We start from the raw sequence: 22,975 nt of genomic DNA, 5'->3' as shown, positions 1-22,975 counted from the left end.
ATTTGTATTAACTTTTAACTAAAAGGGACGATGATGTCAACTTCTCCATTACATGCACGCATTATCATTGACGATGATTTTGAAGTGGCTGATGTGCCAGATAGAATTTTTGGCTCCTTTGTTGAGCATCTTGGACGTTGTGTCTACGAGGGTATTTATGAACCAGATCATCCACGTGCTGATGAAAACGGTTTCCGGACGGACGTCATTGAACTCGTCCGCGAACTCGGTGCTACGACGATACGCTACCCGGGAGGAAATTTCGTATCAGGATACCGTTGGGAAGATGGCGTCGGCCCGCGTGAAAGTCGCCCTCATCGTATAGACACTGCATGGCATTCTACGGAAACAAATGAGTTTGGGCTGCACGAAATGGTTCAATGGCTGAAGACGGTTGGCGAGTTGGGCGAGGGAGTAGATCGGTCGCATCACTCACAGTCATATGAGCTGATGGAAGCGGTCAATCTTGGCACGCGCGGACTTCAAGAAGCACTTGATCTTGTGGAATATGCGAATGTACCATCGGGAACTGCGCTGTCTGAAGCACGACGAGCAAATGGGGCTCAAGAGCCGTTTGGCATTCGCATGTGGTGCCTGGGCAACGAGATGGACGGTCCATGGCAGCTGGGACACAAGAGTGCTGAAGATTATGGTACTTTGGCTGCAGATGTTGCGCGAGGTATACGGCAGATTGACCCGCGAGCTGAACTCATTGTGTGCGGTTCCTCGGGGCACAATATGGACACTTTCGGCGCGTGGGAGGAAACGGTACTGAGCCATACCTATGACCTCGTCGACTTTATCTCCTGCCATGCATACTACGAACCCGCACGATACGACGGAGATATGCAAAGTTTCCTCGCTTCTGGCGTTGATATGGATGGCTTTATTAAGGAAGTAGCTCACATTATTGCCTCCGTCAAAGCGCAGAAGAAGAGTGACCATCGTGTCTTTATCAGTTTTGATGAGTGGAATGTATGGTATCAATCGCAAGAGAAGAGCAAGGTTCCAGAAGGTATCGATAACTGGCCTGTAGCTCCGCATCTTCTGGAGGATGTGTACTCCGCGCTCGACGCTGTAGTTTTTGGCGATTTACTTATCACTTTGTTGAAGAATTGTGACGTGGTTCGGTCTGCATCGTTGGCTCAGCTTGTCAACGTCATTGCGCCAATCATGACCATCAAAGGCGGCGATGCGTGGCGTCAAACGACGTTCTATCCATTTGCTCAAGCGGCTCATGAAGCAAAGGGTGGAGTCGTTTTGGAAGCCAAGCTTGTTTCCGATAGCATTGAGACTCCCGCGTATGGAGCGGTTGATGGTGTAAATTCTGTGGTTGTCAAAGAAGCGGATGGCTCATACGCTGTCCTGCTCGTCAATCGCTCGATGGATAGCGAAGCGCGTGTGACTATCAGTCTTCCGCAAGGTGTCTATACGCAAGCATGTGCTCTGACGTTGCATAGTGATGACTATATGGCTGCGAATACTTATGACAATCAGCTTCATGTCGTACCTCAAGACAACTCTTCGGCGGAGTTGGGCTCAGAAAGTCATGAAGTCAGTGTAACTATTCCTGCGGTTTCGTGGACTGTCGTGCATGTTAAGTAGTGGCGTGTGGCAATACAGGATGGGAATGATAATGGCACTATGTGGGAGACACTTCGCTGAAATTGTAAAAATGTTTACGTAAACATTTTTTAGTGTTATACTGATGGAGACGACATAAAGTGAACACTGAAGTTCGTGAAATGTTATCCCTGTGCTCAATGGATAATGAGGGAGTCTCAGAGGTAAGAATTTCAGCAAAGTCGTGGGAATATTGAGAAAGGACTCAATTATGAAGTTTGGTAAGAAGGCGATAGCTCTTATCGGTTCATTGGCTATGCTTGGCTCGATTGCAGCATGCGGTTCAAATTCTGGTAGCGCAAACACGAGTGCTAATGGAAAGACTACTTTGACTGTGTGGGCTTGGGATTCTACCATGCCACGTACTGTCAAGGGTTTTGAAAAGGCAAATCCAAATATTAAAGTTAAGGTCGTTAATGCTGGTACTACGAAGGACGAGTACACAGCATTAAGTAACGCTATGCAGGCGAATTCTGGTGCCCCAGACGTAGCACAGATTGAGTACTATGCACTTCCTGAATATGTCATTCGCGGCTATGTTCAGAACATCGCAGACAACGGTGCAAAGAACTTCAGCAAGTTCTACACTCCAGGTACGTGGTCTTCCGTAAACATCAACGGTGGTGTATACGGTCTTCCAATGGATTCAGGTCCAATGGCATGGTTCTACAACAAGGAAGTCTTTGACAAGGCAGGCGTAGATCCTACTCAGATTAAGACGTGGGATGAGTTCTACGAGGCTGCAAAGAAGGTTCGCGCTACCGGTTCCTATATCACATCTGACTCAGGCGATGCTGGCTTCTTTGATTCTATGACATGGCAGAACGGCGCAAAGCCATTCTCAACGTCGTCTGACGGTAAGACCGTCACAATTAACTTGACCGGTGATGACAAGGTAAAGGGCTTCGAAGCATGGTGGCAGAAGCTCATCGACGAGGACCTCATCGACACCAAGACTGCTGGCTGGACTGATGACTGGAACAAGGGCTTGGACAATGGTTCTATCGCTTCCTTGCTCATCGGTGCGTGGATGCCATACAACCTCCTGTCTGGTGCGCCTAACGGTGACGGCAAGTGGCGCATTACACAGATGCCTACTTCCGATGGTCAGCCTGCTGGCTCCGAGTCTGGTGGCTCTTCTCTCGCAGTTGTCAAGTCTTCCGACAAGGCAAAAGTTGATGCAGCATATAAGTTCGTTGAATATGTCACCCACAATAAGGACGGTATCGCAACCCGCGTAGAGGGTGGTGCATTCCCAGCTGATAACGATACTTTGTCTTCAGACAGCTTCTTGAGCCAGACCTCCATTACCGACGCTGATGGCAAGGCACATGAGTACTTCGGCGGTCAGAAGTTTAACGAAGAGCTCGCAAAGGCAGCAAAGAATGTCCGCTCTGGCTACAAGTTCCTCCCGTTCGAAGTCTATGCTCGCGGCAAGTTCGGTGATTTCGTTGGCAAGTCTTACACCGGCAAGCAGAAGCTTACCGACGGTGTCAAGGCATGGCAAGATGACCTCGTCAGCTATGCTAAGCAGCAGGGCTATCAGGTCAAGGAGTAAACTCTCTTAGCTCTTAAGAGCTTTTGCTCGCACACTTTCTTTTCTCTCGCGAAACGGTCATGGTACGTTTTAGGTGCCATGACCGTTTCGTAGCATGGAACGCCTATAATGAGGGGCACATACCACCTTGTCAAACGTAACCTTTAAAGGGGATTGCTATGTCAGAAAATGCTAATGACGTCATGCCAGAAAGCTTTAGCCTCGATCACACTGCAGTGAAGGCGCCGTATGTCCGGTTGATTGATACACAGAGTGGACCACACGGCGACATCATTTCTAACTATGACGTTCGCCTTGTGCAGCCGAATGAGAATGCAATTCCTACCGGTGGCTTACATACTATCGAGCACACTATCGCCGTTACTTTGCGTAAGCGCATTCCTGGGTACATTGACTGCTCACCATTTGGGTGCCGTACTGGTTTCCATCTTCTTGCGTGGGGCGAGCACACGAGCGAAGATGTCGCTCGCGCCGTCAAGGAATCTTTGGAATTCATCGCATACGAAGCGAAGTGGGAAGACGTTCCGGCGACCACCATTGAGACGTGTGGCAATTACAAAGATCACTCGCTGTTTACAGCTAAAGAGTGGTGCAAACTTATTTTGAGCCAAGGCATCAGCAGTGATGCTTTCGAGCGTAAGGTAGTGGAGTAAATTTACTCATGTCGCTTTCTGCAGTAAAAAATTTTAATCCTGATGAACTGTCATATGAAGGACATGCCGTATATGATGCTGCTTTACGCGAATACCCAGCACAGGCATTAGTCGATCTCCAATCGTTACAGCACAATATGGCACATATGGTGTCTCTGACTGCATCTCGAGCACACGAGGCAGGAGTACCAGCTCCTGCGGTCATGGGGGTAGTAAAGGCTGATGCTTACGGACATGGCTTAATTCCTTCAGCTCTTGCTGCTCTTGCTGGTGGCGCTACATGGCTTGGCACGGCTCAGGCGCGTGAAGCACTAGAGCTTCGTGCCGCGGGAATTGGACCTGAGCGTGCGCATATTCTCGCGTGGATGTTTTCGGCATCAACGTCCCCGTTCGTTGAACTCATCACACAAGATATCGACGTGGCATGTGGCTCACTGCGCGACATCGACGCTATAGCTGCGGCTGCGCGTGAAGCAGGGAAGCGTGCTCGCGTGCATGTGCAGGTTGAGACAGGCTTTGGGCGCAATGGATTCACGGAGGATAATTTCCCGCAGGCGTTAGAAAAACTTGTAACGTACAAGACTGAAGGCGTTATCACTGTCATCGGTATCATGAGCCATCTCGCTGTAGCAGATGCGCCTGAGGACGCTGACGCGCGAGACATAACTGAGATGCAGATTCGTAATTTCAATGAGCGTGTGTACGATATGCGCGCAGCAGGTGTGCCGCCACAAGTACGACACCTCGCCAATACTGCTGCGACATTTACTCGCCCTGAAATTTATTTTGAGCTCGTACGTCCCGGTATCGGCTTGTATGGATATGAACCCGACGTTGTCATGGGGACGCCAAGCGACTGGGGACTCACACCTGCGATGACTTTGCAGGCACAGCTGGGGACTATTAAGCATTTGCCAGCGGGACACGGTATCTCTTACGGTCGTACATACATCACACGCGTTGCCACATCGACCGCAGACATGCCTGTAGGCTATGCAGACGGTATCCATCGCAGCGCTTCAGGCTTTAACGCGCTCGGCACCCAAAAGCGCGAGCATGAGGGCGGACCTGTAGCCGTGCAGCTGGCGACAGGGCAGACGAAGATTGTCCACGTCTCAGGCAGAGTATGTATGGATCAGTGCGTGCTCGATTTAGGCGGAGATGCTGAAGAAATGGGCATCTGTGAAGGCGACACCGTCAAACTTTTCGGTCCCGGACGAGGCGAAAAGTATGGCGAGCCAACTGCTGACGATTGGGCAAGGTGCGCAGACACGATTAGCTATGAAATCTTCACATGTTTACGCAACCGTATCCCTCGCATATATATCAATGCTCAAACAGTGCTCCGCCACGACGATATTCATTTGCTGTCTGATGAGCTTGGCGAGAGAGTCATATCATAATCATGAGTGTCAACGAGGTAGATGCGGAAAGTCGTGTACACGCGGAAGGCTACAGCTCATACGATGAAGAGCGATGGGCGCAGGAGAGCCAAAAAGCACGCAATCGCACGGAATTTGAGCGCGATCGAGCACGCCTAGTCCATTCGTCTGCACTTCGCAGACTGGGAGCAAAAACTCAAGTTCTCGTAGCAGGGACGAATGATTTCGCTCGTACACGCCTCACACACACTCTCGAAGTAGCCCAAATCGGTCGCCAAATCGCAGAAATTTTCGGGTGCGACCCCGATGTTGTAGACTGCGCATGCCTTGCACACGATTTAGGACATCCACCGTTCGGACATAACGGCGAGACCACACTGATGGATATCTCAAGTTCTATCGGCGGATTTGAGGGAAATGCTCAGACCTTCAGAATTCTTACACGACTCGAGCCTAAAATATTTCATCCCGATGGACGCTCAGCAGGAGTAAATCTCACCCGAGCAGCTCTCGATGCAGCGACGAAGTACCCATGGACATGGCAGCAGGGACAGCACCACCCACAAGGCTCTAAAGGTCACAAGTTTTGCGTCTACGACAGTGACATCGCCGCATTTGAATGGCTGAAAAAAGACAATGGCGCTCAACAGTATGCAAAACCGATGGAAGCATACATCATGGATCTCTCTGACGACATTGCATACTCAGTGCACGACGTCGAAGACGCCATCGTAGGCAGGTCACTCATCGTCGAAGATATGCACGCTGCAGATGTCATCGACGCAACTGTCGCAAGCATTCACGATTGGTATGGAGATACATGGGATAGCGATAAACTCATAGCTGCATATCAACGGCTCAATGATGCAAATCTACTTCCTCACACATTTGACTCTACACGCCGTGACCTCGCACGCTTGAAAAATATGACTTCTGACATAATTGGACACTTCGCCAGCTCAGTAGAAAAAGCCACTCGCGCTCGCTATGGTGACGGGAATCTGACGCGATATAGTGCACGTGTAGTTGTTCCTGAAGAGACAAGTTATGAAATTACATACCTTAAAGGACTGGCTGTCTTCTCCGTCATGGAACCAAGAGAGCGGGAAGTATCCCGACATCAGCAGATTACGATTCTTGAAGATTTGGTCTCTGTTCTGATGGAGGGAGGGCAGCATCCGAGCCCTCTGCTTGAGCCGCATTTCCTTGCAGATTGGAATGAGGCGTCCGCCGATGATGAACGCCTCCGTGTCGCTATAGATCAAGTCGCAAGCCTGACAGATACCTCAGCGATGAGCTTGCATGCGGTGGTATGCGGGTAGTACCGCACATAGGTGTGCGCACAGGCGCACAGTTGTATGTGGTACGTTAGAGTATGCAAGCTTTCTCAATTACGAGATCTGGTCTATCACAGCCTGCGCGAAGTCACTTGTACTCAACGCTGTACGAGCTGATGGGGCAAGATCTGCGGTAAAAAGTCCAGCGGCAAAAGTTTTCTGGAGTGCTTCGCGAATGACATCTGCTACCTTGCTCCAGCCGATATACTCAAACATCATACAGCCAGATAGAAGGAGCGAACTTGGATTTGCCTTGTTCTGTCCTGCGATGTCTGGAGCTGTGCCATGGGTTGCCTCGAAGATAGCATGACCACTCGCGTAGTTGATATTCGCACCGGGAGAGATGCCGATACCTCCTACTTGAGCGGCAAGAGCATCAGAGGCGTAGTCTCCATTAAGATTAGTAAGGGCAACGACGTCGAAACGCTGCGGATTGAGTAAGATTTGCTGGAGGAAATTATCGGCGATAATATCATTGATTTCCAAACGCCCGTCTGCAATCTCGTTCGCATATTCGCGTTGTGCCAGCTCGTAACCCCATCGGCGGAATCCACCTTCGGTAAATTTTTGAATATTGCCTTTATGTACAAGTGTGACGTGCCTGAGTTTATGTGCCAGCGCATATTCAATGGCGCTGCGGATGAGACGCTCTGAGCCTTCGCGGGAAATTGGCTTGATGCCAATGCTACTCGTCTGGGGAAACCGAATCTTAGTAACGTTCATGTTGTGCTGTAAGAAGTCGATGACCTTACGAACTTCAGAAGTACCAGCATTCCACTCGATTCCAGCATAAATATCTTCGGTATTCTCACGGAAGATAGTAATGTCAGTATTCTCAGGATGTTTGAGAGGACTTTCGATGCCAGCAAAGTAGCGGACAGGGCGCACGCAAGCATATAAATCAAGTTCTTGACGCAAGGCTACGTTGAGAGAGCGTATACCTTCTCCGACGGGAGTTTCAAGCGGCCCTTTGATAGCAATGAGACTGCGGCGAATTTCTTCGATAGTTTCTGATGGAAGACTTGTGCCGCACTGGGCGTGGGCTTTCTTTCCTGCGAGGACTTGCTTCCACTCGACGTGGCGAGTGCTGCCATAAGTATAAGATACAGCAGCATCAAATACGGCACGTGAATTTTCCCAAATATCAGCACCTATACCGTCGCCCTCGATGAATGGGATGGTGGGATTATCTGGAACAACGAGTGTACCAGAGGTCATAGTAATGCGAGTCATTTAACGCCTCCCTATAGGTAAATACTCAAGATTTTGCGGACCAGTATACTGCGAGCGTGGACGAATAAGTTTATTATGCTTCTGTTGTTCTTGGATATGTGCTATCCAGCCTGACACGCGGCTCATCGCAAAGACGAGAGTAAAGATGTCTGAGTCAATGCCCAAGCTGTGATATACGGTAGCAGAGTAGAAGTCTACGTTAGGGATAAGCCCCTTTGTGTTCTTCATATAATCTTCAATCCTGCGAGATAGAGTGAAGAATATTTCATCATCGGTACCTTCGGTGAGCTTTTGTGCCATGTCACGCAGATATTTTTCACGCGGATCTTGGTGCTTGTAAACGCGATGCCCGAAGCCCGTAATTTTTTCCGCGGAATTAAGTTTCTCCTGAAGGTAATCTTCTACTTGCGCATTCGTATCGCGGATCTCACAGAGCATTTCAAAGACACGCTCGTTCGCTCCACCGTGAAGAGGACCTTTAAGCGTACCGATGGCAGTGGTCACACAAGAATAAATGTCGGAGAGCGTGGAAGCGCACACGCGGGCGGCAAATGTGGAAGCATTGAGTTCATGGTCGGCGTGAAGGACGAGAGCTTTGTCGAGCGCCTCTACGGCGATAGGGTCAGGCTCAGCACCATTAAGCATGTAGAGGAAGTTTGCTGCGAAACTTAAATCTTTGCGTGGTGCGATAGGCGTAAGGCCTTTGCGGAGCCTAGCAAATGTGGCGATAATCGTCGGCATCTTTGCCATGAGCTGGATGCTTTGATCATAGCGAGCTTCAAGGGAGGTGTCCTCTGCATGCACATTGTATACGCCGAGCAAACTCACTGTAGAGCGTAAGACACTCATCGGGTGGAGGTGACGCCTAGATTGGATGAGGATGCATTGCTCGACAGCATCGGAAATCTCATAATGATTGCGTAGTTCTGTCACGAAATGGTTGAGCTCAATCTGCGTAGGCAAATGCAAATTCCATAAGAGATAGATGACCTCTTCAAAACTTGCACCGTTGTCCATAAGCTCAGAGATATTGTAGCCTGCGTAGGAAAGTTGCTCATCGATAATGGAACTAATGCGCGTCTGGCAAGCGATAGTATCTTTAAGTCCGTCGCGCGAAGTTGTGTCAGTCATTGTAAGCCTCCTAACTTTTTACGTACGACCATTGGTAGGATTCCGCCGTTCTTATACTGTTCAATGTCCGCCGCTGTATCGAAACGAGCGATAGCGCTAAACTCCAAGCGCGAGCCGTCCGCACGTGTGGCAGTGATGCGCACCTTTTCATGAATATTTGGATCTGAATGCAGTGCGATATCGTACGTTTCATATCCTGTCAACCCGAGAGATTGTGCACACTGACCATCGATGAATTGAAGAGGGAGAACTCCCATCATGACGAGGTTTGAGCGGTGAATGCGCTCGAAACTCTCAGCGAGCACCGCTTTGACTCCTAAGAGTCCTGCACCTTTGGCTGCCCAGTCGCGTGAGGAACCCATACCGTAATCTTTTCCCGCAATGACGAGGGTGGAGATGCCGTGAGCTTTATAGTCCATTGCCGCATCATAGATAGTGGTAATTGCACCGTCTTTCTTGGTAAAACCTCCCACTTTTCCGTCAGCAAGTTCGTTCTTAATGCGAATGTTGCCAAATGTGCCACGCATCATGACCTCGTGATTTCCGCGACGGCTCCCATATGAATTGAAATCACGGTGCGCAATACCGTGGTCCGTGAGGTATTGTCCCGCAGGGGAATTGAGCGCAATCGCACCAGCAGGTGAAATATGATCAGTGGTGACCGTGTCGCCGAATTTAGCAAGGACTTTAAGACCTGTGAGGGATGGTATGCGCGCGGGTTCGTCTACTGAGTCGAAATATGGAGGATTTTGGATGTACGTAGAGTGCGTATCCCATGCATACGTGTCAGAAGATTCCACTTCAATGGCGTTCCACCGTGCATTGTCGTCAAACACGTGAGCGTACTGCTCTTCAAAAAGTTCTCGTGTCACATATCGGCGTACAAATTCATCAATTTCTTGAGATGAAGGCATGATATCTGCCAAATACACAGCTTCGCCGTTTGCTCCATAACCGAGCGGTTCGCGCGTAAGGTCAATATCAGTTGTCCCGGCGAGAGCATAGGCGACGACGAGTGGTGGGGAAGCAAGAAAGTTTGCCTTGACAAGTGGGTTAATGCGCCCCTCGAAATTGCGATTTCCAGAGAGCACCGCGCTCGCAAGCAAATCGGTTTGCGTGATAGCTTCGCTTACCTCAGAACTGAGAGGACCTGAATTTCCAATGCACGTCGTGCACCCGTATCCTACGATGTTAAAGCCCAGCTGGTCAAGATACTTCTGCAAGCCAGAGTTTGTGAGGTATCCGGTCACAACCTTTGATCCAGGAGCCAGCGATGTCTTGACTGTGGGATCTACGTAGAGACCAAGGTTGACGGCATTGCGTGCGAGGAGTCCTGCGGCCATGAGCACATAAGGATTAGACGTATTTGTGCACGACGTTATAGCGGCAATGGCTACATGACCTGTTTTAAGTTCATAATCATGTCCATTCATTGTGACGGTAGCAGTTTTGTTAAACTCATCGTTGTTTAAGCCAAATCCGCGTACTCCAGCGTCTCGTGTCACGCTAGCTCTAAACTCTTTTTTCGCATCACTGAGTGCTATGAGGTCTTGAGGGCGCTTAGGGCCAGAGATGCTTGGCTCTACTGTGCCAAGGTCTACTTCGACGACTCGAGTGTAGCGAGGATACTTGTGCCCTTGCGCTTTTTCTGATGTATCGTCAGAAGTATCGTAGAAGAGATGATTTGCTGTGGCGTATGCGCGTGTCAGTTCTATATGATCAGCATCTCGACCTGTGAGCTCCATATACCGCAAAGTTTCCTCGTCGATAGGGAAGTAACCACACGTAGCACCGTACTCAGGAGCCATATTTGCGATGGTGGCGCGGTCTGCTAAAGCAAGCTGACTGAGCCCCTCTCCGAAATACTCCACAAACTTTCCCACAACGCCTTCTTGGCGGAGAACATGAGTAATGTGAAGCGCTACATCGGTAGCAGTAGCGGTCTTAGGTAGTGTTCCGGTGATGTGTACGCCGATAACCTCAGGAAGTGGGAAATAAGATGCTTCTCCGAGCATAGCGGCTTCCGCCTCAATACCTCCGACACCCCAGCCGAGCACGCCAATGCCATTAATCATGGTTGTGTGTGAATCTGTGCCAAACATGGAATCAGGGTAGACAGTGCCATCGTGGTCGGCAATGATGACGTTGCTTAAATACTCAATATTGACCTGATGAATAATTCCAGTAGCAGGAGGGATGACGCGATAATTATCAAATGAGCCCTCAGCCCACTTGAGGAAAGTGTATCGCTCGCCATTGCGCTCAAATTCGCGAGCCATATTGCGCGGCAATGCATCTGCGCAGCCTGATACGTCCACTTGCACAGAGTGATCAATGACAAGATCTACAGGAATTTCAGGATTAATGTCGTGTGCCTTGCCACCGCGCTTTACTATGGCGTTACGCATGGAAGCAAGGTCAACGACTACAGGTACTCCCGTGAAGTCCTGGAGAATGATACGACTTGGTTTGAACGGTATCTCTCCGCTGATGTGCGCTGCATCGTAGCTTGCTAGAGCGTTAATGTACTGGTTGGCATCAGGGCCATCTGCACTTTTGCGCAGTAAGCTCTCAAGGAGAATGCGGATACTGTACGGCATGTCGGAGATGTCATGTCCGTGTTCACTTACCGTGCGTGCGATATCGACGTAACTGTAGTCTTTGCCATTTACAGTCAAAGTTGAACGATGGGTCATGATTACTCCCTTCTAGGGTCCTTCTCGGGCACTGCGGTCTTGGTGACTGTCGTTGTCGTAAGCGATACCTTTAAGTGATGTCAGTGTAGAAATCTGTCCTTGCATATATGTTACGGATACGTTAAATAGGCATATATGACCGGGAGAAATACCTATGAAGCTTGAATTTTCAGGCAAAATTTGTATCATAAAAACGGTCATATTGTGGACTATTAGGTATTGTTAACACGGAAGAAATGCATACGAATGCATGTGCGTGCAATACAGAGATGCAGCTGAGAGCCAACGGTATAGTGATACTCGTGAGGTTGAAGTAGTGTAGATATATCTTAAAAAGATAGGGGAGTTATGGCAGGGCGTATCGTTAAAGAAGATATTGAAAAAGTCCGTGAAGCAGCGGATTTATACGATATTGTGTCTGCGACGGTTACTTTACAGCCTGCTGGTTCGAGTGCATACAAAGGTCTATGCCCATTCCATGATGAGAAAACTCCAAGCTTTAATGTCAATACAGTTAATAATCACTGGAAATGTTTCGGTTGTGGTCTCGGCGGCGACGTTTTTGAATTTGTGCAGCGGGCAGAGGGAATTGAGTTCCCCGAAGCTGTGCAATTCCTTGCTGACAAGTACCGAATTGAACTTCACTATGATCAGTCGGTACAGGGGCAAGTATCGCAGCATCGTGGCTCTTCGCGTTCGCGTTTACTTGAGGCAAATGCGGCTGCGCAAAAGTTCTTTATGAGTCAGCTTATGACGAAAGAGGCGCTGCCTGCTCGCCAACTTTTGGGAGGCAGAAATTTTTCGCAAGCAGACTGTGAATATTTCGGCTGTGGCTATGCTCCTCGTGGTTGGGATGAGCTTTCGAGACACTTGGCATCACAGGGCTTTACGCACCAGGAAATGATTGATGCGGGTCTTGCTCGAGCAAATCAGCGAGGCGGGGTGTATGACTATTTTCGTGGTCGTGCTACATGGCCTATTCGTGACACGACAGGTCAGGTGATCGGGTTTGGTGCGCGCAAACTTTACGACGATGATACGAACCCTGGTAAATACATTAACACGGCAGACACAGCTCTTTACCATAAGAATCGTGTACTTTACGGCATTGACTTAGCGAAAAATTCTATCGCTGAGAATCGCCAAGTCGTGGTGGTGGAAGGCTATACCGATGTGATGGCATGCCATCTTGCAGGCGTAACAAATGCTGTGGCGACGTGTGGTACGGCATTTGGTATGGAGCACGCGAAACTCATTCGTCGCCTCATCTCTGACTCTTCTATGGGTGGGCTGAAACTAGTTGGCCCTACTCAAGGATCAGGTGTAATTTTTACTTTCGATGGTGACGCTGCAGGGCAGAAGGCGGCATTGCGCGCTTTTCAACTTGACAATGCTTTCCTCTCTCAAACTTTCGTTGCCATCGCTCGCGATAATTTGGATCCGTGTGACTTGCGCATTACGTATGGCAATGATGCGATTAAGCAATTGATTGATTCGAAGCAGCCTCTTGTAGATTGGGTCATCCATACTGCTATTTCTCGCTTTGATACGCAATATACTGCAGGGCGTGTGGGTGCGATGAAAGCTGTCGCGCCGATTATCGCGCAGATTCGTGACCGTTCACTGTGGGGAGAGTACGCACGAAATGCAGCACGCGAGATTGGCATAGACATTGATACGATGCGTAGAGAAGTGGCATCAAACCGTCGCGCTCACCACATTCATGACGAAGATGCTTATAGTGGGGGACGTTTTACTCCTGCTCGTCGTTTGGAAGGCCCTGACTTTACTACTGCGCAAGATCGCAAGGCACTCGAACGCTACAACGTTCACAGCCAGCATTACTATCGCGTGGATGATGCTGTGTTCGCTGCTGAGCAGCAGATGATGGCTGTGCTCGTGCAAATTCCATGGGCACTCGACCAGCAAACAGCTGTTTTGATGAGTGAAACGACCTTTGCTATACCCGTCTTTAGGGACCTTTATCGTGCGGTAGTGGTAGCTGGAGGACTTCCGGACCGCAGTGTCAGTGCGGGACTTTGGATGCATAACCTTTCCAAGGCTGCGGGGCCTCTGCTTAAGCCAGTGATAGATGAGCTTGCTGTGATGCAGCTGCCGATTCCTGAAGAGGATGATTCCATTGGTTCTGCACGTGAGTCTCAAGCACAGGCACAGGGGGGAGCGCCTTCCATTTCTCCTGCGCAGGCGCAATTTGCAAGTCAGGTGGCTGGTAAACTTATCGACGCGGACACTATGCGCACTATTGCTCGACTGAGGATTCAGATGAATCGCGTCGGAGATGACACGGAGAAGTTGAAGCTTCTTCAGCAGATTACTCAATTGGAGAAACTTCGCGCAGATGCTATGAGCGTAAACAATAATTAGGTGAACTTAAACTGACAAATCAGGATAGGAAAAGTCTCGTCTTATCGTTGTGTGGGTTAGGACAACGACGTGATGACATGCGCGAGTGGAAGGAGTACGACGAGGAAGAGAATATTAAGTCCCGTGTATATAGCTAAATAGCGCCCCTTCTTATGAGGGAACTTCGCTACGATATTTCGGTAGGATACGAGCGATGCCATCGACGCGATGAGTGTACCCATGCCGCCTAAGTTCGTTCCGATGATAAGTTCGGTCCACTGATGCGAGAAGCCTGACAGCAGAAGGGTAGCCGGTACGTTTGAGATAAATTGCGAAGTCACGACAGAGACGTCCAGTGGATCATATTGGACAAATTGTGCCGCTAAAGAGTAGAACTCAGGTACGCGCTTCATATTTCCGATAAAGATGAAGAACATCATAAAGGTGAGTGGTAGTCCCCAATCAATGGTACGGAAGACCCGTATATCACAAAAGAGCATGACAACGACTACGATAGCGAGCATAAGCCAAAGTGGGATGATATCGCCAACTCCGAGTAAGCATACGATGAAAAGTGCGAGATAAACCCAAGTACGCCAGCCTGTATAGCCACCACCAAAGTTCATAATGCGAATCTCGTCAGGTTTTTCAGTAGTAGGAGAAGGTGCAAAGACAGAACGTTCGAGATCATTCTCGTCGGCTACTGCTTTCATTTTGTTTCCGTTGAAACCAATCCAGATGCACAAAGCAAGTAAGGCAAAAGCCACCGCTGAGTATGGTGCCATAATCTTAATCATGTCCCACGAGGAAATACCGGTAAGAGCTTTGAGATAGAGATTATGCGCGTTACCGATAGGAGTAAGCATGGACCCCATGTTTGCTCCAAGTGTCATAAGAGTGACAACGAGAGGTGCCCATTCCTCCTTGTCTGCCATAATCAAGACTGAAATTGCAAATGGAACGAAGGTGACAAGAGCTACGTCATTTGTCACAAGCATTGCCGAGAAAAATGGCAAACACACCAAGATAAAAATGACCATGCGTGAAGTAGTAGCAGTCTTGAGAAGCTGAGAGGCAATGACGTGGAATACGCCAATGCGCTGGAGCGCGGCAACCACAATCATTAGTGAGAGAAGTTGTGCCAGAGTAGTCCAATGTATATACGTAGCATACTGTGCGTCGAATGGCACGATGAAACACGACACGATTGCAAGGAGTGTAGCGACGATGAGAACTATCTCTTTCTTCGCCCACCCGAGAAGCCACTGGCCCATGTAATCTCCTTTATCCCTCAATATTTTATATGTATATCCTGAAAAGAAGTGTCATCAGCGAAAATTCGGGTGTGCCGTGTCGCGCCGTGCTTACAATAAACGCACGATAAGCGAAATAAGCGACTTGTGAAGTAGGAAACCGCTACGCGAAGATGCACAGATATGAAAGGAAATGCAATGCCATATACAGCATGCGCAATTGTGACCGGAGGAAGGTCAGGTCACGCTACGACGGAAAACCCGTCTGCACAATTTGTAACCTCAACGCCGGTAGAGTTAGGAGGTACTGGTGAAGGCGTTAACCCTGAGCAGCTCTTTGCAGTTGGTTGGGGTGCGTGCTATCAGAGCGCTCTTATGGCAGCTGCCAAAGAGATGCGTGTTAATGGTATGAAAGTGATGAAATCTCGAGTACGGGTCTCAATCACTATAGGTGATGACGGTAAAAGCGAAGGAAGCGTGGGTCTATCTGCAAAGATTGAAGTTTGTGTGCCAGACCTGGACCTCGATATCGTTCAAAAACTTGCGTATCGTGCCGATGAAATTTGCCCATACTCCAAGGCGACTCATGGAAATATTCCAGAAGAGATTATTGCTGTGTTGAATCTTTAAGGCGCATCGTGACCGATGTTGGTGCAGAGAAAATGCTGAGAAAGCAATATAGTTTGTGGTAGCTAGCAGTATCTTGGAGTAAGCATATTCACATATTTAGTTGCATATATGCAGAAATGTAACGTACCCTAGTTAAGGAGAAGACAGACGAAAGGTACGGTACCATATGGTTACTGCGCTGAGTATTAATGCATTAACAAAAATATACGGTAAAAAGAAAGCTGTTTCTTCCATATCATTGGATATTCCTGCTGGCTCTTTTTATGGACTTGTCGGTCCAAACGGAGCGGGAAAAACAACGACGCTCAATATGTGTACGGGTATGCTTTTGCCCACGTCGGGTACCGTGGAGCTTTTTGGCGTGGACGTATGGCGCAACGTTGATACTGCCAGACGTGAGATGGGCGTTATGCCACAGGCAGATGAAATCTTTGATCGACTCACCGGCTTGCAGCTTCTTGTCTATTCAGGTATGTTGCGCGGTATGAAAAAGCCAGAAACTCTTCGTCGTGCGCATGATTTGCTTGACGCATTTGATTTGAGTGATGCTGAAAACAAGATTGTCGCGGACTATTCCACTGGTATGAAAAAGAAGATTTGCTTGGGCACTGCGATGATTCATAGCCCGCGCATTCTTTTTCTTGACGAGCCTTTTGAGGCTGTTGACCCTGTATCTTCGGCAAATCTCAAAGATATCCTCAAAGAGTATGTAGCAACGGGCGGAACGGTCATTATCTCATCTCATGTGATGAGTCTAGTTGAGAAAATGTGTTCTCATGTGGCAGTTATTGCGGATGGAGAGGTTCGAGCTTCGGGTACGCTGGACGAAGTTGCAACGGGTAAAGATTTAGAAGACCGATTCTTAGAGCTCGTAGGCGGTAGGCACGAAGCAGCGCAGCTTTCCTGGCTTGACGGTGGAGTGGATGGTAACGCAGCAGTAAGTGGTCATGCCGACGAAACTAGCGATACCGATAACACCGAGAATGCTAATACAAACTCGCTCGGTGGTGATGTTGATGCTCAGTAGGAAAAGAGAAAATACGATGCGTGATATCCTCACGGTCGTTAAACTTCGCTGGGCATTGACACTTGCTACGGCGCGTAAATCAGTATGGCAAGCGATTGGTCTTGTCATCTCCCTCATTTTCTGGATAGCTGCCGTGGTAGGCATGTGGTTTGTTTTCCTGAACGTAAACTTTGCTTCTCAGACTCTGCGAGACATACATGACGCAAATGTGGGGTATGTCATTGCTGCTGTGTGGGGGATAGGAACAGTATTTATTTCTATTATGCAGATTGCTGCATTCGGGCAAGGCGGAATAAATGCTCGTGACTTATCTCGATTCGGCTTATCACATGCGACAATTCGCTCTGCATTAGTCATTTCTTCGATGTTTCAACCGTCAGGAATCGCTCTCTTCTTTATGCTGTGGGGCGCGACGGCTCTGAGTGTGACTGCTAGTGTGCACTCTCTTGTTCTAATCGTAGGACTATGGATAGTATCCGCTGTAACAAGTGTCTTAGCGGTGGGGCTTTCTCAGTTCCTTTCGCGGACATTGAGTACGCTTGCACTCACTCTTTTTCAAAGTAAAAAAGCGCGAACTGTTATTTACGTTATTTTCGTTATCGTCGTTATCCTCCTTTCTCAAGTAGGGAGCCTAACCACAAGTCATCTGAGCAGCCAAGCCGAGATTATGGCGGGATCACATGCCACAGATGAGCAAGTAGATGCGATGTTTGACAAGCTTGCATCTCAAGAGCAATCGTTCGCTTGGCTCCAACTCGTGAAAATAGGGCGGGTACTGAGCTGGACTCCATTAGCAAGTATCAATGTCGTCTCCTACGATATTGCAGCACTTTCGTTAATAAGCATCCTTACTCTAGTGATGCGTATAGTGCTATGGGCAGTAGGTATGTGGCTCCTCGCACTTGCTTTTGACTGGTCGATGCGTCGCGAGATTCTTCAAGGAAAAACGCAGCAAAGTGATCAAAACGTGTCAAAACGTGGATTGGGACTTTTTGCGATGAACTTTGTACATTCACCATTGACAGCAATTATTGCGCGTATTGGTACAAGCTGGCAGCGTGATGTTCGCTACGGAATTTCTCTTATCATGCCTATACTCTTTGCGGGCATCTTTACATTCCAAGCCATGACGTCGGGGATTAAAGAGATGCTCATCATGATTATCCCGCTGACAGCTTTCTTTATGTGCATTATGGGTCTTAATATGCTTTCATATGATGGGCCAGCATTTATCATGCATACGATGGCGGGTGTCAAAGGCGTGACAGATTGGTGGGCACGAAGCATCGTGCAACTCACTATAGGCGCAGTGTTTGAGATTATCGTCAGTGTATACGCTTTCTTTGTGGGGAATATGGCGTCGCAGATGCAAATCTTTACCATAGCTGTCATTTTCTCTTTAGCAATGCTTTTGTCGGGAATTGGTATTTCGGCCGTGCTGTCATCACTGGTGATGTATCCCGTGCCAAGTGCAGATCAGCCTATGAAGAATCCTCAAGGGCGGACTGCGGCTCAGGTATTCGTTCCACTGGCGTGGATACTGGCTTTGCTCGTAACTTTTGCACCTGCAGGAACGGCAGCTGGAATCATTGCTGTGCAAACGGAAAACGTGACGTTTGCGGTTTGTATTGCTGCGGGTGTGCAAGTAGTAATATCTATGATTGTGTTTATCGCTGGTAATATCCTCGGCGGAGCACTTACTGACACACGGCGTTTGACCATTCAAAAGAATCTGCGAAAGTTTGCACAGCTCAATCGATAAGTGTCCACACTAAATAGGTGCCCACGACAGGAGTCGAACCTGCGACACGGAGATTAGAAGTCACCTGCTCTATCCACTGAGCTACGCGGGCGTGCATCATGAGAACTAACTATGAAAATCATAGTTTCACACATGCAAAGTTCATTGTAGCGCACAGGGGCACCTACGGAAGTGGACATGTGTATCTCATTCATCTCATAAGAGGTGACAAAACGCCTCATACTTCGTGTTCAGCGAGTAAAATCCGAACTATTCAAAGGTTTTAAGGAGAGTCCTGTGGCTGACAATATATCTCACAATGCGCCTCAAGTCGCGGTAATTATGGGTTCGAGCAGTGACTGGGAGACGATGAGTCATGCGTGCGAGATTCTCGAGCGCTTTAACGTACCTTACATCAAGCAAGTCATTTCTGCACATCGTACCCCTGAGCTCATGGCAGAATTTGCACACTCGGCGCGGGATAAAGGTATCAAGGTCATCATTGCGGGAGCAGGAGGTGCGGCACACTTACCAGGTATGACTGCTGCTCAGACAACCTTGCCTGTCATCGGAGTACCTGTGAAGTCGCGTGCTTTAAGCGGGGTAGATTCGCTACTCTCTATTGTGCAGATGCCGGGAGGTATTCCTGTAGCGACGACTGCAATTGGAAATTCTGGTGCTACAAATGCTGGGCTCCTGGCAGTCAGTATCTTATCGACTTTTGATAGCGCTCTCGCTCAGGCACTTGAAGACTACCGCAATGAACTCAAAGACATGGTAGAGGAGTCCAATGCCAAGCTTGACTAATTCGACACCAGTGAAACGTTTAATTCGTGGTGCAACCATCGGTATTATTGGCGGTGGTCAGCTCGGTCAGATGATGGCGCTGTCTGCCCGCTACATGGGATTTCATACTGTAGTTTTAGACCCTACAGAAGGCTGTCCGGCCGCTGGCGTGTGTAATCAGCATATCGTCGCTGATTACGATGATCAGGATGCTATTCGTGAGATTGCTGAACTGTCTGATGTCCTAACGTATGAGTTTGAAAACGTTGATGCAGATGCACTTGACTTAGTACGTGACATCGTCGATATTCCACAGGGTACAGATTTGTTGCGAGTAACTCAGAATCGTATCGCTGAGAAAACTTTCGTCAACAGTCACGGTATTGAAACTGCACATTGGGAGTCAGTAACTAATATGACTGAACTGCGCGATGCGGTCTCTCGCATTGGTCTGCCAGCAGTACTCAAGACGGCTGAAGGTGGCTATGACGGTCATGGTCAGAAGGTGCTCAAGACCACTGCTGATGTGGAGGAAGTAGAAACCCAGTGGGGTGAGAACTTCGAACAGAGTGTGCTCGAAGGTTTTGTAAACTTTGAGTATGAGGCATCTATCTTGGTATCGGGTAATGGTGCTGACTTTGTGACGTTTCCTGTTGTAAAGAATGAGCATGTCGATAACATCTTGCATATCACTACTGCTCCTGCTTACGGTGTACATCCAAGTGATATGGATATGGCAGTGGATAAAGTAGCTCATTCTTTAGCTCTTACCCTTGCGCAGGGTTTCAATTTAGCTGGTACTCTCGCCATCGAGCTTTTTGTGTGCGCTGGTGGTCGAGTCATCGTCAATGAACTCGCTCCGCGTCCGCATAACTCAGGACACTACACCATCGAAGCGTGTGATTTTGATCAGTTTGATATGCACGTCTTGGGCATTGCTGGTTGGGAACTTCAGCAGCCACGACTTTTGAGCCCAGCAGTCATGGTTAATGTGCTTGGTCAGCACGTAGACTCTGTGTTTAATGCTACCGCTGAACATCCTGAATGGCATGTACATGACTATGGCAAGGCGGTCGTTAAGTATAACCGTAAGATGGGGCACATTACTGTCCTTGGCAGTGATACTGACGGGATAAAAGCACGACTTGCTTCTACTGGAATTTGGGATGAGTAAAGTGAAGATAGATTAACGAGAAATGTTGAGGTCCCCCAGGGTATACCCTGGGGACCTCAGCTATTATCCGACGTGGTGTGTGTCTTGTGTTGCTAGAATATTCAAATTTTAAAACGAAGAGTGCTTGTATATTGAGACAGTGAATTTTTGTAGATATTTACAGAGATAGAATATGGATACCTACAGAACGGTAGGCAACTGTATGCAAAGGAGCATGACATGAAAAAGAAGATTCTGCCGTTCACTTCAGTAGTCGCGGCGTTGCTGTTGTCTGTCGGTGTACAGTCTGCACAAGCTGTGACAGGTAACATATCTAACACTCGCATAGATGGAAATTGGAACTATACATGGACCAAATCTACAGCTGGTGTATATGCAAAAACAAAATTACCAGGCTTTATTCGGGTATGTCAAGATGGCGGCTGTGTAGAAGGTCACACTACTAAGACAAAAGTCACAGCTTCACTCATACTAAATGGTAGTGCATCAAATCATAACGATAGTGCTAAGGTTTGGGGATAAGATGAAGACGATTGATTCGATGATACGTTCAATTGTTGCCGTAATAATCGTGGCCGTGACTACCACAAATTTGTATGCGTGCACGAAGTCTGTGTCATCGGACCAGTCGTCGATTACGGCATCGTCAGATTCAACAATGAGTTCTGTGGTGTCAGGAGAAGGAGGTTCTCAGGCTAGGCTTGCTTCATCGTTGTCTGATTTGATTTCGCAGGAGTTGCAGGATCAGGATTTGTCTGATTTTCAGCGTGTAATTTTGGAGCGTGCGAAGGATGCTGGTGGAGTGTCTGTTTCTGATTATGAGTCTGCGTGGTCAGGTTATCGTTCGTGCATGTTGGGTAAAGGGTACAAAGAAATCAAACTTATCAAGTTTCCTAACGGTATATATTGAAGCACCGTATAAGCAAAGTACGGAGTCTCAGATGATGAAATACTCAGAAGACCGCACGGACTGCGAGAATAATTACTCTGCTTCTATTGACGATATTTTTAGGACACAGGTAGGTAATCCTCATCTTTATGCTTCTCAAACTCAGGGTATTGTTGATTGCCTTATACGTGAAAAACTTGTTTCTCCAAGCTATACAGCACAAAAGTACGTCGAAGAGACTTCTGACCCAAATCATCCGCCTAAATCTTTTAATCAGAAAGATATGAGAGTGAGGGGATGCGAAGTTGCAAATAACTATATTCGTGGATACATCGGTGATCCCGTTGAACATCTCTGGTAGGACGGCAGAATGACAAAGAACTCAAAGCCGAAAATAAACAGAAAAGGTTCTGTGAGGTCACTTGCGTAGACGTGGATTATATTGGTATTTATTCTTGCAATATCTCTCACTGTAGGGTTGTGTGCACTGTTTCTTCCTGAGCGTCCGCCACGCGTATTAAGTATGCCACAAGAGATTACTACTGCAAAAGTTGCTACACAAAAGTACGACGGCGCTCAAACAGTTACAGCTGTACCTACTCTTGCTGAGGATAGAGAAATCGTTATACATACGACTGGCGTTGTGACAGAGAGTGGGAACGACGGTCAGCTTATTTCTGGTCAAAAAGCGTTAAAAGTTCAAGATCATTCTATCGTTGCTCTTTCAACATCTACTCCTCTTTACAGAGATTTGGCGATAGGAGATAAAGGCGACGATGTCCGAGCGTTCAATGATGAGCTTTCGCGTCTTGGCTACGGTGCTGTACAAGGATCTCCTCTCTTCACAACACGTACAATACAGGCGTGGAAGAAGTTGGAGACTGCGATAGGAAATACATCTGATTCAGTTTTTCATCTTTCTGATATGCTATGGATTCCTGAGAACACCGTAAAAATAAAGACTTGGAATGCCTCCCTGGGTACAACTATTGAATCAGAATCGAGCATTGCTACAATTTCAGGTGGTATTACAAAGATAACGATTAAAAATGGCAAAGCAGATTCAGTTGACCGTTCCATAGTAATTTTCGGGGTAACAGGAACAATCCCTGCTGGGCAGACTGAGATAAATGATGCAGATTTTTGTGGGCGTGTTGCACAGACAGATGATTTTAAAGGACTTGACAAAGACTCACTCGCTCAAGGATTTGATGCCCAACTTTCATTAAAACAGAGCATCAATGTACTCCGTGTACCCGCTGGAGCTGTATTTGGCATTCATGAAGAGAATGGACATTCTGTTGGATGTATTGTATCGCTCGCAGGTGCGAAAAAGGCTAAGACTATACATGTGGTAGTAGTAGCGGGGGAGCTAGGTGTGAGCCTTATTCAACCTCAGTCGAGTAATTTAGATACAGTACACAACGTCCGTCTAGGTAGCAGTTTAAATTCTGCGCGATGTGTGTGATGATTTGAGTAAGTGGTCTGCATAAGCTGG

General features: G+C 48.0%; 19 protein-coding genes and 1 tRNA gene. 15 read left to right on the top strand and 5 right to left on the bottom strand.

Annotation, left to right across the window (positions count from 1 at the left end; genetic code table 11):
* Nucleotides 1-30: 30 nt before the first annotated feature.
* From arfA to ACFQY8_RS06445, 5 genes are all read left to right on the top strand, one after another.
* Nucleotides 31-1,605 carry an arabinosylfuranosidase ArfA gene (gene arfA / locus ACFQY8_RS06465; RefSeq protein ID WP_377939070.1) on the top strand — a complete coding sequence of 525 codons (1,575 nt, stop codon included), beginning with the start codon at nt 31-33 and terminating at the stop codon, nt 1,603-1,605.
* A 229-nt stretch (nt 1,606-1,834) separates the two neighbouring features.
* Nucleotides 1,835-3,181, top strand: a complete 1,347-nt coding sequence (locus ACFQY8_RS06460; RefSeq protein WP_377939069.1) for an ABC transporter substrate-binding protein — start codon at nt 1,835-1,837, stop codon at nt 3,179-3,181.
* Nucleotides 3,182-3,339: 158 nt separating this feature from the next.
* The gene (locus ACFQY8_RS06455) at nt 3,340-3,834 is read left to right on the top strand and encodes an S-ribosylhomocysteine lyase (protein ID WP_377939068.1); all 495 of its coding nucleotides are present in this window, start codon (nt 3,340-3,342) and stop codon (nt 3,832-3,834) included.
* A gap of 8 nt (nt 3,835-3,842) precedes the next feature.
* Nucleotides 3,843-5,237, top strand: a complete 1,395-nt coding sequence (gene alr / locus ACFQY8_RS06450; RefSeq protein WP_377939067.1) for an alanine racemase — start codon at nt 3,843-3,845, stop codon at nt 5,235-5,237.
* 2 nt (nt 5,238-5,239) lie between these two features.
* The gene (locus ACFQY8_RS06445) at nt 5,240-6,538 is read left to right on the top strand and encodes a deoxyguanosinetriphosphate triphosphohydrolase (protein ID WP_377939066.1); all 1,299 of its coding nucleotides are present in this window, start codon (nt 5,240-5,242) and stop codon (nt 6,536-6,538) included.
* Between the two features lie 69 nt (nt 6,539-6,607).
* Here the strand turns inward: ACFQY8_RS06445 and icd are convergent, their stop codons facing one another.
* The 3 genes from icd to acnA are packed head-to-tail and all read right to left on the bottom strand — an operon-like array spanning nt 6,608 to nt 11,613.
* The gene (icd, locus tag ACFQY8_RS06440; RefSeq protein WP_377939065.1) at nt 6,608-7,786 is read right to left on the bottom strand and encodes an NADP-dependent isocitrate dehydrogenase; all 1,179 of its coding nucleotides are present in this window, start codon (nt 7,784-7,786) and stop codon (nt 6,608-6,610) included.
* Nucleotides 7,787-8,917, bottom strand: coding sequence for a citrate synthase (locus ACFQY8_RS06435; RefSeq protein ID WP_377939064.1), 1,131 nt, complete (start codon nt 8,915-8,917; stop codon nt 7,787-7,789). It abuts the gene before it with no gap.
* Nucleotides 8,914-11,613 (bottom strand): aconitate hydratase AcnA, encoded by a 2,700-nt coding sequence (gene acnA, locus ACFQY8_RS06430; protein ID WP_377939063.1) that lies wholly within the window; start codon nt 11,611-11,613, stop codon nt 8,914-8,916. The genes ACFQY8_RS06435 and acnA overlap by 4 nt, the downstream gene beginning before the upstream one ends.
* Nucleotides 11,614-11,961: 348 nt before the next feature.
* Here acnA and dnaG point away from each other — a divergent pair, with 348 nt between their 5' ends.
* Nucleotides 11,962-13,998: a DNA primase gene (dnaG, locus tag ACFQY8_RS06425; protein WP_377939062.1), complete on the top strand. Its 2,037-nt coding sequence runs from the start codon at nt 11,962-11,964 to the stop codon at nt 13,996-13,998.
* A gap of 56 nt (nt 13,999-14,054) precedes the next feature.
* On the opposite strand, the gene ACFQY8_RS06420 is transcribed toward dnaG, so the two are convergent.
* Nucleotides 14,055-15,251, bottom strand: a complete 1,197-nt coding sequence (locus tag ACFQY8_RS06420) for an SLC13 family permease (protein WP_377939061.1) — start codon at nt 15,249-15,251, stop codon at nt 14,055-14,057.
* Nucleotides 15,252-15,428: 177 nt separating this feature from the next.
* Here ACFQY8_RS06420 and ACFQY8_RS06415 point away from each other — a divergent pair, with 177 nt between their 5' ends.
* From ACFQY8_RS06415 to ACFQY8_RS06405, 3 genes are all read left to right on the top strand, one after another.
* The gene (locus ACFQY8_RS06415; RefSeq protein ID WP_377939060.1) at nt 15,429-15,860 is read left to right on the top strand and encodes an Ohr family peroxiredoxin; all 432 of its coding nucleotides are present in this window, start codon (nt 15,429-15,431) and stop codon (nt 15,858-15,860) included.
* Between the two features lie 166 nt (nt 15,861-16,026).
* A complete protein-coding gene (locus ACFQY8_RS06410) occupies nt 16,027-16,887 on the top strand; it encodes an ABC transporter ATP-binding protein (RefSeq protein WP_377939059.1) in 861 nt (286 codons plus the stop codon).
* A 16-nt stretch (nt 16,888-16,903) separates the two neighbouring features.
* Complete coding sequence (locus ACFQY8_RS06405; RefSeq protein ID WP_377939058.1) at nt 16,904-18,649, top strand: hypothetical protein; 1,746 nt, start codon at nt 16,904-16,906, stop codon at nt 18,647-18,649.
* Between the two features lie 18 nt (nt 18,650-18,667).
* Here the strand turns inward: ACFQY8_RS06405 and ACFQY8_RS06400 are convergent.
* A tRNA-Arg gene (locus ACFQY8_RS06400) sits at nt 18,668-18,740 on the bottom strand.
* Between the two features lie 185 nt (nt 18,741-18,925).
* On the opposite strand from ACFQY8_RS06400, the gene purE reads away from it, so the two are divergent.
* From purE to ACFQY8_RS06370, 6 genes are all read left to right on the top strand, one after another.
* Complete coding sequence (purE, locus tag ACFQY8_RS06395) at nt 18,926-19,435, top strand: 5-(carboxyamino)imidazole ribonucleotide mutase (RefSeq protein ID WP_377939057.1); 510 nt, start codon at nt 18,926-18,928, stop codon at nt 19,433-19,435.
* Complete coding sequence (purK, locus tag ACFQY8_RS06390) at nt 19,419-20,588, top strand: 5-(carboxyamino)imidazole ribonucleotide synthase (protein WP_377939056.1); 1,170 nt, start codon at nt 19,419-19,421, stop codon at nt 20,586-20,588. The genes purE and purK overlap by 17 nt, the downstream gene beginning before the upstream one ends.
* A 219-nt stretch (nt 20,589-20,807) precedes the next feature.
* Nucleotides 20,808-21,110 carry a hypothetical protein gene (locus ACFQY8_RS06385; protein WP_377939055.1) on the top strand — a complete coding sequence of 101 codons (303 nt, stop codon included), beginning with the start codon at nt 20,808-20,810 and terminating at the stop codon, nt 21,108-21,110.
* Nucleotides 21,111-21,165: 55 nt separating this feature from the next.
* Nucleotides 21,166-21,498: a hypothetical protein gene (locus tag ACFQY8_RS06380; RefSeq protein WP_377939054.1), complete on the top strand. Its 333-nt coding sequence runs from the start codon at nt 21,166-21,168 to the stop codon at nt 21,496-21,498.
* Nucleotides 21,499-21,529: 31 nt separating this feature from the next.
* On the top strand, nt 21,530-21,838 hold the full coding sequence (locus ACFQY8_RS06375) for a hypothetical protein (RefSeq protein ID WP_377939053.1): 309 nt from the start codon (nt 21,530-21,532) through the stop codon (nt 21,836-21,838).
* Between the two features lie 162 nt (nt 21,839-22,000).
* Nucleotides 22,001-22,945, top strand: a complete 945-nt coding sequence (locus ACFQY8_RS06370) for a hypothetical protein (protein ID WP_377939052.1) — start codon at nt 22,001-22,003, stop codon at nt 22,943-22,945.
* Nucleotides 22,946-22,975: the final 30 nt, after the last annotated feature.

This window comes from Alloscardovia venturai (assembly GCF_042676605.1).
GTDB lineage: Bacteria > Actinomycetota > Actinomycetes > Actinomycetales > Bifidobacteriaceae > Alloscardovia > Alloscardovia venturai.
Note: the sequence above shows the minus strand (reverse complement) of the source record. Positions and strands in the feature narration are given on the sequence as shown.

Bases quoted from the DNA above. Each gene is read 5' to 3' on its own strand.
- ACFQY8_RS06435 (WP_377939064.1), bottom strand. From the start codon at position 8,917: ATGACTGACACAACTTCGCGCGACGGACTTAAAGATACTATCGCTTGC.
- acnA (WP_377939063.1), bottom strand. From the start codon at position 11,613: ATGACCCATCGTTCAACTTTGACTGTAAATGGCAAAGACTACAGTTAC.
- ACFQY8_RS06415 (WP_377939060.1), top strand. From the start codon at position 15,429: ATGCCATATACAGCATGCGCAATTGTGACCGGAGGAAGGTCAGGTCAC.
- ACFQY8_RS06375 (WP_377939053.1), top strand. From the start codon at position 21,530: ATGATGAAATACTCAGAAGACCGCACGGACTGCGAGAATAATTACTCT.
- ACFQY8_RS06460 (WP_377939069.1), top strand. From the start codon at position 1,835: ATGAAGTTTGGTAAGAAGGCGATAGCTCTTATCGGTTCATTGGCTATG.
- ACFQY8_RS06385 (WP_377939055.1), top strand. From the start codon at position 20,808: ATGAAAAAGAAGATTCTGCCGTTCACTTCAGTAGTCGCGGCGTTGCTG.
- ACFQY8_RS06410 (WP_377939059.1), top strand. From the start codon at position 16,027: ATGGTTACTGCGCTGAGTATTAATGCATTAACAAAAATATACGGTAAA.
- ACFQY8_RS06405 (WP_377939058.1), top strand. From the start codon at position 16,904: ATGCGTGATATCCTCACGGTCGTTAAACTTCGCTGGGCATTGACACTT.
- dnaG (WP_377939062.1), top strand. From the start codon at position 11,962: ATGGCAGGGCGTATCGTTAAAGAAGATATTGAAAAAGTCCGTGAAGCA.
- purK (WP_377939056.1), top strand. From the start codon at position 19,419: ATGCCAAGCTTGACTAATTCGACACCAGTGAAACGTTTAATTCGTGGT.
- alr (WP_377939067.1), top strand. From the start codon at position 3,843: ATGTCGCTTTCTGCAGTAAAAAATTTTAATCCTGATGAACTGTCATAT.
- arfA (WP_377939070.1), top strand. From the start codon at position 31: ATGATGTCAACTTCTCCATTACATGCACGCATTATCATTGACGATGAT.
- icd (WP_377939065.1), bottom strand. From the start codon at position 7,786: ATGACTCGCATTACTATGACCTCTGGTACACTCGTTGTTCCAGATAAT.
- ACFQY8_RS06455 (WP_377939068.1), top strand. From the start codon at position 3,340: ATGTCAGAAAATGCTAATGACGTCATGCCAGAAAGCTTTAGCCTCGAT.
- ACFQY8_RS06420 (WP_377939061.1), bottom strand. From the start codon at position 15,251: ATGGGCCAGTGGCTTCTCGGGTGGGCGAAGAAAGAGATAGTTCTCATC.
- ACFQY8_RS06370 (WP_377939052.1), top strand. From the start codon at position 22,001: ATGCCACAAGAGATTACTACTGCAAAAGTTGCTACACAAAAGTACGAC.
- ACFQY8_RS06445 (WP_377939066.1), top strand. From the start codon at position 5,240: ATGAGTGTCAACGAGGTAGATGCGGAAAGTCGTGTACACGCGGAAGGC.